Here is a 12,312-nt window from a genome sequence, read left to right as displayed (position 1 = left end):
AGGAGGCAGGAGTCTACGGTAGGGCCGATGATTGGGGTGAAGTCGTAACAAGGTAGCCGTAGGGGAACCTGCGGCTGGATCACCTCCTTTTATGGATACGAAAACCCAACTCGCTATTTAATTGCAAGGACCACGCGTCTTTGCAAGTTGCGCACACGATGGGCCTGTAGCTCAGGTGGCTAGAGCGCACGCCTGATAAGCGTGAGGTCGAAGGTTCAAGTCCTTCCAGGCCCACCATGCTTACCGGGGGTGTAGCTCAGCTGGGAGAGCGCCTGCCTTGCACGCAGGAGGCCATCGGTTCGATCCCGTTCACCTCCACCATTGGATGTGAAACGGGTGCGCGACACTGATCTTTGACAGTTAAATAAGGGATGGGATTTAGGCAAAAGCCAAGTAATTAAGGGCAATCGGTGGATGCCTTGGCGCTGAGAGGCGATGAAGGACGCGGTAGGCGGCGATACGCACCGGGGAGCAGCCAAACGTGCTTTGATCCGGTGATTTCCGAATGGGGAAACCCAGCAGGAGTCATGTCCTGTTATCCCTTGACCGAATACATAGGTCTTGGGAGGCGAACGCGGGGAAGTGAAACATCTCAGTACCCGCAGGAGAAGAAATCAAAAGAGATTCCCGTAGTAGCGGCGAGCGAACCGGGAAGAGCCCAAACCAGGCGTCTCCGGACGTCTGGGGTTGTAGGGCCTCCATCAAGCGATTCATCATTAGGCAGGGGAAGCGTCTGGGAAGGCGCGCCATAGAGGGTGAAAGCCCCGTACCTGAAACCGAACGTGACGCTGGAGGTACCTGAGTACCACGAGACACGCGAAATCTCGTGGGAATCCGGGAGGACCATCTTCCAAGGCTAAATACTCCTCAGCGACCGATAGTGTACCAGTACCGTGAGGGAAAGGTGAAAAGAACCCCTGTGAGGGGAGTGAAACGAGAACCTGAAACCGATTGCCTACAAGCGGTTCGAGCCGGACTTGTCCGGTGAGAGCGTGCCTTTTGCATAATGAGCCAGCGAGTTATCCTGTCGTGCGAGGTTAAGGCTAAAATGCCGGAGCCGTAGCGAAAGCGAGTCTGAATAGGGCGAACAGTACGGCGGGATAGACCCGAAACCGGGTGATCTATCCATGAGCAGGTTGAAGCTCGGGTAAAACCGAGTGGAGGACCGAACCCATATGGGCTGAAAACCATTGGGATGACTTGTGGATAGGGGTGAAAGGCCAATCAAACTCGGTGATAGCTGGTTCTCCCCGAAATATATTGAGGTATAGCCTCGGGAAGGAAGGACGGAGGTAGAGCACTGAAAGGGCTAGGGGTCTCACCAGATTACCAAACCCTATCAAACTCCGAATGCCGTTCTTTTATTTCCCGGGAGTCAGACTCTGGGTGCGAAGGTCCAGGGTCGAGAGGGTAAGAGCCCAGATCGACGGCTAAGGTTCCCAAATCCATGCTCAGTGGGAAAGGAAGTGGGACCGCTCTGACAGCCAGGAGGTTGGCTTAGAAGCAGCCATCCTTTAAAGAAAGCGTAATAGCTCACTGGTCTAGTGGTCCTGCGCCGAAAATGTAACGGAGCTAAGCATGGTACCGAAGCCTCGGGCCTATCTTAACGATAGGCGGTAGGGGAGCGTTCCCGGACGGGATGAAGGCAGATTGTAAAGTCTGCTGGACTAACGGGAAGTGATAATGCTGGCATAAGTAACGATAAAACGGGTGTGAAACCCGTTCGCCGTAAGCCCAAGGTTTCCTGGGTAAAGTTAATCTTCCCAGGGTGAGTCGGTCCCTAAGGCGAGGCCGAAAGGCGTAGCTGATGGAAAACAGGTTAATATTCCTGTACCTGTTTGTGTGTGCGACGGAGGGACGCAGGAGGGTAGGTCAGCCGGCTGTTGGAAGTGCCGGTGCAAGCGTGTAGGCTTGGAGAACAGGCAAATCCGTTCTCCTTCAAGGCCGAGACGTGATGCCGTGTCTTACGACTGAAGTGACTAATCCCAGGCTGCCGAGAAAAGCTTCTAAGTTTAGCACAAGCAGACCGTACCGCAAACCAACTCAGGTGGGCGGGGAGAGTATCCCAAGGCGCTTGAGAGAACTCTGGTTAAGGAACTCGGCAAAATGACCCCGTAACTTCGGGATAAGGGGTGCCCCCTATGGTGAAGCATTTACTGCATAAGCCGCGGGGGGTCGCAGTGAAACGGTGGTGGCGACTGTTTACTAAAAACACAGGTCTGTGCGAAGTCGTAAGACGACGTATACGGACTGACGCCTGCCCGGTGCCGGAAGGTTAAGGGGTGGAGTCAGCGCAAGCGAAGCTCTAAACCGAAGCCCCGGTAAACGGCGGCCGTAACTATAACGGTCCTAAGGTAGCGAAATTCCTTGTCGGGTAAGTTCCGACCTGCACGAATGGCGTAACGATCTCCACGCTGTCTCGACCAGAGACTCAGTGAAATTGATGTGGCGGTGAAAATGCCGTCTACCCGCGGAAAGACGGAAAGACCCTGTGCACCTTTACTATAGCTTGACATTGGAGCTTGGGCAACCGTGTGTAGGATAGGTGGGAGGCTGTGAAACCGGCGCGCCAGCGTCGGCGGAGCCATCCTTGAAATACCACCCTCGGTTGTTTAAGCTTCTAACTCGGACCGTTATCCGGTTCGAGGACATTGTCTGGCGGGTAGTTTGACTGGGGCGGTCGCCTCCCAAAGAGTAACGGAGGCATGCAAAGGTTCCCTCAGGCTGATTGGAAACCAGCCGTCGAGTGCAAAGGCATAAGGGAGCTTGACTGCGAGAGAGACATCTCGACCAGGCACGAAAGTGGGCCTTAGTGATCCGGTGGTCCCGAATGGAAGGGCCATCGCTCAATGGATAAAAGGTACGCCGGGGATAACAGGCTGATCGCATCCAAGAGTTCATATCGACGATGCGGTTTGGCACCTCGATGTCGGCTCATCACATCCTGGGGCTGGAGCAGGTCCCAAGGGTTCGGCTGTTCGCCGATTAAAGTGGTACGCGAGCTGGGTTTAAAACGTCGTGAGACAGTTTGGTCCCTATCTTCCGTGGGCGTTGGAGAATTGAGAGGGGTTGTCCCTAGTACGAGAGGACCGGGATGAACGAACCTCTGGTGCACCTGTTGTCGTGCCAACGGCATCGCAGGGTAGCTATGTTCGGAAAGGATAACCGCTGAAAGCATCTAAGCGGGAAGCCTGCCTCAAGACGAGTTCTCCCTGAAGGACCCATGTAGACTACATGGTTGATAGGCCGGATGTGCAAAAGCAGCAATGTTTGAGCAGACCGGTACTAATAGTCCGTTCGACTTGATTTTTGCCAACAGACAATCCCATCCCTTATTTTAACTTATATATTTGTCCTGGTGGTCATAGAGGAGGGGGTACACCCGACCCCATTCCGAACTCGGAAGTTAAGCCCTCCTTCGCCGATGATACTGCATATTCTTGTGTGGGAAAGTAGGTCGCCGCCAGGGCTACTTTTCAAAAGCCCCCGAATCGAAAGATTCGGGGGCTTTTTTTATGGTCTCTGGGCCTGGAAGGGGACGGTGGTAGGGGCTTGTTCGGGCTGCCAATGGGCCGGAGGACGGCGCGACGTCTGTCGCAGGATAGGGCGGCACGGGGCCTGAGTCTGGCGTCCCAGTGCAACCCACGAACGCTTCCCAACGGTCGAGGATGTGGGCGAGGGAGCGCGTTTGAACAGCGCCATTTGACGCGCCCGACAAATGGCGGCAGACAAAAGGGGATAAGGGAACGAGACTTGCCAAGCTGACCAACGCGGAGGGAGAATCCATGCAGCAAAAGGACCTTTTCACGGTTTTGCTACGGTGTTTCCTGGCTGTCTGGCTAACCTTATCCCTCGCCCCCAAAGCCCTGGCCGGCGGGGCCATGACTCTGGACGACGCCTGGCGGGTCATCGCCTCCAAGCGTTTCGTGGACCTCACCCACGCCTTCGCACCGGGCATCCCCCATTGGAAAGGCTTTCCCGACGAGCAGCGCGAAACTCTCTATGGCTACGCGCCGGGTCAGGGCTCGGCCGGCAGCGGCTTTTTCGCCGAGACCTTCACCCACGTCGGCCAGTGGGGCACCCATGTCGATCCGCCGGCCCATTTCGTCAAGGGATTGCGCACCGTGGACCAGATCGACGTCAAGGAAATGCTCCTGCCGCTGGTGGTCATCGATGTAAGCGCCAAAGTTGTCGGGAACCCCGATTACACCGTCACCATGGACGACGTGCGTGCCTGGGAATCCCGCCACGGCCCGGTGCCGGCCGGCGCGTTCGTGGCCCTGCGCACGGGCTGGGGCAGCCGCTGGCCCGATCAGGCGGCCATGCAGAACAAAGACGCGGCCGGGGTAGCCCATTATCCGGGCTGGAGCCTGGAAGTGCTCAAGTACCTCTACGAAGAACGCGGCGTCACGGCCTCGGGCCACGAAACCACGGATACCGATCCGGGGCTGGCCGTCTCCCGGGACGACTATTCCCTGGAGACCTACATCCTCTCCCGCAACCACTACCAGATCGAGCTTCTGGCCCATCTCGACGCCGTGCCGGAAGTCGGGGCGCTGGTGGCGGCGGCCTTCCCCAAGCCCCTGGGCGGATCTGGATTTCCGGCCCGGGTGTTTGCCATCCTGCCGTAACGGGAAGCCTGGGCGAACGATACGATACTGTACGCGGCAAGCTCCCTGGTAAGGAAGCCTGGAAAACAATCCGTTGCAGTTCGTCGCCTGGATCAATGGCCAGTAAAGCCTATGCACATCTTCGCAAGATGGAAGACAAGAGCTTGCTCGTATCGCAATGGGAAACCGAAGTCCAAAGAAACCAAGGAGAGTCTATTCTATTTCGTGCCAAGGAAAAATTAGACTATGCCAGTGGATGACAGAAATTGCATTTGACCTTGCCTCGCTATTTGAACTCGTTGAACGATACAGAATGCTGGTTGGTCAACATTGAAGACAGATAACTATTTGTATTGTTATGCATTTCTTTGCCGCCCAGAAAGTACGGCTAGGCCCGAGCAGGTCACCTTGGTCATTTCTTTAGCGGCGTCAAAATTCCCTGGCCCCAGGACCTGTTGTCACTCAGCTGTCGGTAATCATAATTAAAAAACAATATGTTGCGGCGCAAGCTGTGCCAACCCTTGAGCAATCACGCTTTGGTTGACCCTTCGTGACATGTTCGTAATAGCATAATTCAGTATCCACAGAAGACCAGAAAGGAGGAAGCGTATGGCCAGTCGTCTTTGAGTCCGATCCGCACACGTGGCACCGATGATGTTGTCGGAGGCTTACCGTGCCGTGGACCGGCATGACTACTTAAACAAAGAAGCTGGCGCATGTCTCCGCTTCTTCCCTGTTGGTTGGAGGTCCCGCTCATGCGGGAAAAGCAGGAATCCGTATTGCCTTTCAGTGGGCTTGGCTTTGACCTGACCTGCCTTCTTGCGGCCCCGGTCACGTTGCTTCGCTGCGATGTCCGGCCGAGGGCTGTTTCGTATCTTCCCCTTGCTCCCCACATTCCCACGCCTCCGTACGGTTACGCCCTGCTTGTCCTCCTTGGCCGGGAGACTCGGGGACGATGACGCCCGCTCATGCGCCTCAAGGGAGGATGCCATGGGAATCCAACGTCGAGATTTTCTCAAGATCGCCGCCGCGGGCAGCCTGACGGCCGCTTTTGGCGGATTGGGCTTTGATCTGCGGCCGGCTCAGGCCGCAGCCGAGGTTCTCAAGCTCAAAGGGACCAAGCAATCCACGTCCATTTGCTGTTATTGCTCGGTCGGCTGCGGTCTGATCGTCAGCACGGCCAAGGATGGGGCCGGGCGCGCCGTCAACGTCGAAGGCAACCCCGATCACCCCATAAACCAAGGGGCCTTATGCGCCAAGGGCGCGAGCATCTGGCAGCTCACGGAAAATGACCGGCGCTCCCAAAAAGTGCTTTACCGCGCGCCCAGTTCGGACAAGTGGGAGGAAAAGACCTGGGAGTGGGCCATTCCGGAAATCGCCAAGCGCATCAAGGCCACCCGCGACGCCGGTTTTGCCGAGAAAAACGCCAAGGGCGAGGTCGTCAACCGCTGCGAAACCATTGCTTCTGTCGGCTCGGCCGCCTTGGACAACGAGGAGTGCTGGGTGCTCCAGGCCTTCATGCGCGCCCTGGGCCTGACCTACATCGAACATCAGGCCCGCATCTGCCACAGTTCCACGGTTCCGGCCCTGGCCGAATCCTTCGGTCGCGGGGCCATGACCAACCACTGGATCGACATCGGCAACGCCGACTGCGTCCTGATCATGGGCGGCAACTCGGCCGAAACCCACCCGGTGGGCTTTCGCTGGGTGGTCAAGGCCATGGAGAAGGGGGCCAAGCTCATCCACGTGGACCCGCGTTTCACCCGCACCTCGTCCAAGGCCGACATCTACGCCCGGCTGCGTTCCGGCACGGACATCGCCTTTCTCGGCGGCATGATCAAATACCTCCTGGAAAACGAAATGTTTTTCAAGGAGTACGTCACCGAGTACACCAACGCCTCCTTCCTCGTCGCGCCGGATTTTTCCTTCAGCGAGGGGCTGTTCTCCGGCTTCGACCCGGCCGCCCGCAAGTACGACAAGAACAAATGGGCCTTTGTGCTGGACGAAAACGGCGTCCCCAAGCGCGATTTGACCTTGCAGGACCCGCGTTGCGTGCTGTCGCTGTTAAAGGGCCACTACGCCCGCTACGACCTCAAGACCGTCTCCAGCGTCACGGGCACCCCGGAAGATAAACTGGTCGAAGTGTATAAGACCTACGGCGCGACCGCTGCCGCCGAAAAATCCGGCACCATCCTCTACGCCATGGGCTGGACCCAGCACACCGTCGGCGTGCAAAACATCCGCACCATGGCCATGATCCAGCTGCTTCTGGGCAACATCGGCGTGGCTGGCGGCGGAGTCAACGCCCTGCGCGGCGAATCCAACGTCCAGGGCTCCACGGACCAGGGCCTGCTGTTCCATATCCTGCCCGGCTACCTGCCCACGCCCCGGGCCAACCAGAAGGCCTACGCCGACTACCTCGCCGGCATCACCCCCAAATCCGGCGATCCCAAGAGCCTCAACTGGAAACAGCATCAACCCAAGTACATGGCGAGCCTGCTGAAGGCCATGTACCAGGACGTCGAACCGGCCGCCGCCTACAACTGGCTGCCCAAACTCGACGCCGGCCAGGACGCCTCCTGGCTTACGCTGTTTGACCAGATGCAAAAAGGCAAGTTCAAGGGGTTCTTTGCCTGGGGCATGAATCCGGCCGCCAGCGGAGCCAACTCCAACAAGACCCGCGACGCCCTGACCAAGCTCGACTGGATGGTCAACGTCAACCTGTTCGACAACGAAACCGGTTCTTTCTGGAAGGGACCGGGCATGGACCCCAAGAAGATCAAAACCGAGGTTTTCATGCTCCCGGCCTGCGTCTCCACGGAGAAGGAAGGCTCCATCACCAACTCCGGCCGCTGGATGCAGTGGCGCTACCAGGGGCCGAAACCCCTTGGGCAGTCCAAGCCTGACGGCGACATTGTCTACGAACTGTTCCTGGCCGTGCGCGAAGCCTACAAGAAAAGCAAGGGCGCGTTCCCTGAACCGATCCTTGGGGCCAACATCAAGGACTGGGGCGACGGGCACGTGTTCGAGCCGCACAAGGTGGCTCGGATGATCAACGGCTATTACCTTAAAGACGTCCAGGGCAAGGGACCGGACGGCGCGGACATTGTCTTTAAGGCGGGAAGCCAGGTCACGAGCTTTGCCAACCTCAAGGACGACGGCTCCACGGTCAGCGGCGACTGGGTCTACTGCGGCTCCTATACCGACCCCGATCCGGCCACGGGCAACAAAGCTGCCCGCCACTCCCTGGAGCAAACGCCGGAGCAGGCCAAGATCGGCCTCTACCCCAACTGGACCTGGGCTTGGCCGCTCAATCGCCGCGTGCTCTACAACCGCGCCAGCGTGAGCGCCAAGGGCGTGCCCTACCAGCCGCAAAAGCCGGTGATGACCTGGGACGAGGCCGGCAAGAAGTGGGTCGGCGACATCCCGGACGGCAACGGCGCGCCGGGCGCGATCCATCCGTTTATCATGCAGCAGCATGGCCTGGGCGCGATCTACGGGCCGGGCCTCAACGACGGGCCTTTCCCCGAACACTACGAGCCCATGGAAGGCCCCCTGGCCGTTCATCCGTTCTCCAAGCAGCGGACCAACCCGGCGGCGCTTATCTTCCCTGGCGAAGAGGCCAACCGCAGCGTGGCCGATCCGAACTTCCCCGTCGTCTGCACGAGCATCCGCGTCACCGAGCACTGGCAAACCGGGCTTATGACCCGCTGGACGCCGTGGCTTCTCGAAGCCGAGCCGCAGATGTTTTGCGAGATGAGTTTCGATCTGGCCAAGGAACGCGGCATCCAAAACGGCGACAAGGTTATCCTCAAAAACAAGCGCGGCACGCTATGGGCCATCGCCATGGTCACCAACCGCATGAAGCCCATGACCATCATGGGCAAGGTCACGCATCAGGTGGCCATCCCCTGGCATTACGGCTGGGTCTGGCCGGCCGACGGCGGCGACTCGGCCAACCTGCTGGTCCCGTCGGTCGGCGACGCCAACACCGGCATTCCGGAAAGCAAGGCGTTTATGGTCAACGTGGCCAAGGCGTAAGCCAAAGAGTGCCTGGGATAGAAAGGCAGGAGGCCCTGACCTCCTGACAACCAGAGACGCGCATCGCCAAGCGCGCCCGGCTTCCTCGCTTCCGACCGTCAACCGGGAAGCAGATCGTGGAGCCGCGCCGCCTGGAAAGGAGACTGACCATGTCTGGAAAGTCGTTTTTCGTGGATTTGACGAAATGCACCGCTTGCCGGGGCTGCCAAGTGGCTTGCAAGCAATGGAAACAACTGCCTGCGGAAAAGACGCGCCAACTCGGGAGCCATCAGAATCCGCCCGACCTGTCGTACACGACGATTCGTCTGGTGCGTTTCACGGAGACCGGAGATGGCGACGCCTTCTCCTGGCTCTTTTTTCCCGAACAGTGCCGCCACTGTGTGGATGCGCCGTGCAAGATGGCGGCGGAATCCTCTGGAAACGGGGACGCGATTTTGCAGGATGCCGACACCGGGGCGGTCATCTACACGGACAAGACCAGTGAACTGGACTTCGATTTCATCCGTAGCTCCTGCCCTTACGATATCCCGAGGCAGGACGCCGCCACCAAGCGCATCAGCAAATGCGACATGTGCATCGACCGGGTACGCGGCGGGATGCTCCCAGCCTGCGTGAAAAGCTGTCCCACCGGGACCATGAACTTTGGCGACCGGGAAGAAATGCTGCAACTCGCAGGCAAACGGCTAGCCGAGGTGCAAAAGGCCAAACCCAAAGCCAAGCTGGTGGATATGGAGCAGGTGCGGGTGATCTATCTGGCCGAGATGGAGCCCAAGACCTATTACAAGTTCATGGCCGATGCCGGCGGACCGAGGATGTACACAAGGTTTGCCGCATTGAACAAGTTCCTTGGACCGTTGCGCCAATTGCGAGGATAACCGTTCTGTAGCAAAGGTGGATGAGGGGCTTGTTCTGCCAGACAGGCCCCTTTTGTATTGAGCGTCCGGCAGAGGCGCTTGTAGCTGAAAGGCAAGGCTGAACACATCCGAATCATAACGATGAAGGAGCGAATAAAGAAGAAAGTCCTGCCGGAGACCGCTGCACAACGCTCTGAGGTTTTTGAATTCCGTCTTTCTGGTTTTTTTGAGCGTAAAATCGGCAGTTTTGCGTGCTTTACCGTAGGTCTCAGGCTGTTTTCGCCTCCTTTGGCAGTCTTCGCCGCAAAAGGAGATGCCTGTCCTCAGCAGGCTGCCTTTGGAACGGCTTATTTCAGGTTGAAGGCCATGGCGTTCAGGGGAAACTCCAGCCCGACCTTGGTCCGTCCGAGGTCTCTCGCTCGGAAAAAGCCGTGGCCTCGCTTGAGAGTGCCGAAGGCTCGCTCCCCTTTGAACGGACGCTGCTGACCTGGCGGTTGAACTCGTGTTGCACCACTCCAGCTGCATACCCCTCCAGCCCTGACTTGGCTGCAAGTGTACGGGTCAAATCGCTTGGCAGGCGAGAGATCAAATCAGAAAGGATTGTTTGCGAAGCAGGATAGGAATGGGGTCAGGCATATCGGGCTGAATTCCTCTATCAAAATAGAGGGCCACGATATTGCGTGCAATTGGCTTGTGGAAAGGAACAGGCAAAAGCGCGAGCGGGATACCCGGGGCTTCTGCTGTTTCAAAGGCAGGAGCATAGGGCTTCTTGCATAATTTCGACGAAGCCAAGGGACACTGGCCATTGCCCTCGATGGATTTCCTCACTTTGGAGCAACACGAAACGGGACCTGAAGGGTCTGGCGTACCTTTCAAGGCAAGGTTTTCATGAGCCATACTTGCCCGGAGCGGGCCAACGACCCTGGTGACATAGCACTCAGGCACTGGAGCAAGCATCCCCATGATAAACACCATGGAAATAAGCGTGCTCACAAATGCGTTACCTTTATGCATGTCCCTTCCTTAAATCCATGACCAAACAGTTGGCAAACTCAGGCAGCTAGAAACGGCATGGCCATGAAGTAGATTCCGAGAAGCGCGATCATTGCCCCGGCGGTTTTCCGGAACCAGGTTCCTCCGTGGCGCATGGCCCCATTTTCCAACCAACGCTGCACGAGCGCCGTTGAACTGCCGGCCACCACGATGGGCAGGCAGTGCCCGATGGCGAAGAGCACTATGAGCACCACGCCGGTGAGGATCTTTTCCTGAATGGTGATGATGGCCAGGATGGGAGCGATAAAACCGAAGGTACACGAACCGGACAGGACGCCGTAGGCCAAGCCGAGGAGAAACGCTCCGCCAATGCCCTTGACCTTGAGCTTGCCCATCATGCCGCCGGAGATCGAGCACTTGGCCACCCCCATCATGTCGAGGGATACCCAAAGCAGCACGGCCCCGACGAGGATTGTCCAGTATGGCCCGATATCGCCGAGCATTCGTCCAAGGAGCGTACAGAGAATCCCGATGGCTGCTATGGTCACAAACAGGCCGGAGGTAAAGGTCATGGCATAGCGCGCCGCCTCCCGCCCCTGGATGATTCTGCCTTGTCCGGCGACATAGCCGACGATCAAGGGAATGGAAGCAAGGTGGCAGGGGCTAAAAAGAACACTCACCAGCCCCCAGAGGAAACAGCCCGCTGCGGCAACAATGAGGCTGCCGGTCATCCAGGTGTTTATGGTCAAAAAAAGTTGGTCCAGCACGTGATGTTCTCCTTACTGGGCCAACAATTTATCCAACTTCTCTCTGATCGCATCTTTTTCCATGAATCCCTCGTGGCGATACGTTTCTTTCCCCTCTTTATCGTAAAAGATTTGCGTAGGTATAAGCTTCAGTCCAAATTTAGCCCCTTGGTCTCTATGCTCCCACACATCGATAAAAAGGACTGCCGCTTTCCCTTGATATTCTTTTTCCAATTCTTCCAGAATAGGAGCCATCATTTTGCACGGGATGCAGGCCTTGGCTCCGATATCAACCATGGTCACCATGCCCTTGGCCGGGACCTCAGGAACGGGCGAGGCGGCGAAACAAACCCCGGCGCCAAGGACAATGACGAGAGCAAAACACATTGCGACATGTTTCATCGTGGTCTCCTGTTAAACGTTTGTGGTGTAAAAAGCAGGAATCATGCCATTATTTTTAGCGTATATTTCCAAATGCTTGTCCAGAGACCTTCTTTTTTTGTGCAGCATGTGCAAAATTACTATCCATAATAAACGGAGTGCCTGTCTAGTTGCGAGACACTTTCACTGGCAATATCATACTTACATGCTATGCATAGAGAAATAATACAGCCAATGAATTTGATCGTGCACGGTGGTCGCCCGCGTACCTACGCGAAGAACCGAACGCCTCTTTGAAAGCGTACGCCATCATCCGGGCGGTCCCGGGATAAACAATCTCCAGGATGGGCGCAGGTGACAAGATGACCGCCAAGCCAACCAAAGAGGAAAAGACCAGCGCCGGGTGTGTTTTTGGGACCTGCCGCCTACTTGAGCCAGGAAAGGACGTCGGTTTTAGAGGGCACTTTGCCCACCACTTTGACCTCGCCATTGATGACGACTGCCGGCGTCGAAAAGACGCCAAAGCTGGCGATCTGCTGAAAATCCGCCACTTTTTCCACGGTAGCGTCAACTCCGGATTCCGTGACGGCCTCCAGGACGACTTTTTCCGCTTCCTTGCATTTGGCGCATCCAGGACCAAGAACTTTGATTTCCATGACTATCCTCCGATGATTGATTCCGCGTTAC

7 protein-coding genes, 2 tRNA genes, 3 rRNA genes and 1 pseudogene (1 of these 13 only partly in view) are annotated in these 12,312 nt (G+C 57.2%); 8 read left to right on the top strand and 5 right to left on the bottom strand.

Features of this window, described 5'->3' with window-relative positions; all coding sequences use genetic code 11:
* The 8 genes from DMR_RS17550 to DMR_RS17515 all read left to right on the top strand — a co-directional run.
* A 16S ribosomal RNA gene (locus DMR_RS17550) occupies positions 1 to 90 on the top strand (it extends 1,459 nt beyond the left edge of the window).
* Between the two features lie 70 nt (positions 91 to 160).
* Positions 161 to 237, top strand: a tRNA-Ile gene (locus DMR_RS17545).
* A gap of 8 nt (positions 238 to 245) precedes the next feature.
* Positions 246 to 321: transfer RNA gene (locus tag DMR_RS17540), tRNA-Ala, on the top strand.
* A 66-nt stretch (positions 322 to 387) separates the two neighbouring features.
* Positions 388 to 3,310: ribosomal RNA gene (locus tag DMR_RS17535) — 23S ribosomal RNA — on the top strand.
* Positions 3,311 to 3,354: 44 nt separating this feature from the next.
* Positions 3,355 to 3,469: ribosomal RNA gene (rrf, locus tag DMR_RS17530) — 5S ribosomal RNA — on the top strand.
* The 16S, 23S and 5S rRNA genes sit together here with 2 tRNA genes alongside, the layout of an rRNA operon.
* A gap of 316 nt (positions 3,470 to 3,785) precedes the next feature.
* A complete protein-coding gene (locus tag DMR_RS17525; protein ID WP_015862380.1) occupies positions 3,786 to 4,631 on the top strand; it encodes a cyclase family protein in 846 nt (281 codons plus the stop codon).
* A 969-nt stretch (positions 4,632 to 5,600) separates the two neighbouring features.
* A complete protein-coding gene (gene fdnG, locus DMR_RS17520; protein WP_015862379.1) occupies positions 5,601 to 8,651 on the top strand; it encodes a formate dehydrogenase-N subunit alpha in 3,051 nt (1,016 codons plus the stop codon).
* Positions 8,652 to 8,800: 149 nt separating this feature from the next.
* Positions 8,801 to 9,526 carry a 4Fe-4S dicluster domain-containing protein gene (locus DMR_RS17515; protein ID WP_015862378.1) on the top strand — a complete coding sequence of 242 codons (726 nt, stop codon included), beginning with the start codon at positions 8,801 to 8,803 and terminating at the stop codon, positions 9,524 to 9,526.
* A gap of 326 nt (positions 9,527 to 9,852) precedes the next feature.
* On the opposite strand, the pseudogene DMR_RS25815 reads toward DMR_RS17515, so the two are convergent.
* From DMR_RS25815 to DMR_RS17500, 5 genes and pseudogenes are all read right to left on the bottom strand, one after another.
* Positions 9,853 to 9,978, bottom strand: a pseudogene (locus DMR_RS25815) (transposase); the annotation flags it as partial.
* Positions 9,979 to 10,090: 112 nt separating this feature from the next.
* Entirely contained in the window at positions 10,091 to 10,519 is a 429-nt protein-coding gene (locus DMR_RS24740) for a hypothetical protein (RefSeq protein ID WP_148208477.1), read from the bottom strand.
* Between the two features lie 38 nt (positions 10,520 to 10,557).
* Positions 10,558 to 11,265 (bottom strand): cytochrome c biogenesis CcdA family protein, encoded by a 708-nt coding sequence (locus DMR_RS17510; protein WP_015862377.1) that lies wholly within the window; start codon positions 11,263 to 11,265, stop codon positions 10,558 to 10,560.
* Positions 11,266 to 11,277: 12 nt separating this feature from the next.
* Positions 11,278 to 11,646, bottom strand: coding sequence for a thioredoxin family protein (locus DMR_RS17505; RefSeq protein ID WP_043601013.1), 369 nt, complete (start codon positions 11,644 to 11,646; stop codon positions 11,278 to 11,280).
* Positions 11,647 to 12,050: 404 nt separating this feature from the next.
* Positions 12,051 to 12,281, bottom strand: a complete 231-nt coding sequence (locus tag DMR_RS17500; RefSeq protein ID WP_015862375.1) for a thioredoxin family protein — start codon at positions 12,279 to 12,281, stop codon at positions 12,051 to 12,053.
* Between the last annotated feature and the right edge of the window lie 31 nt (positions 12,282 to 12,312).

Origin of the sequence: Solidesulfovibrio magneticus RS-1, from assembly GCF_000010665.1 — a bacterium.
In the GTDB taxonomy this organism is placed as follows: Bacteria; Desulfobacterota; Desulfovibrionia; order Desulfovibrionales; family Desulfovibrionaceae; genus Solidesulfovibrio; species Solidesulfovibrio magneticus.
This window is presented reverse-complemented; position numbering and strand designations above follow the sequence as displayed.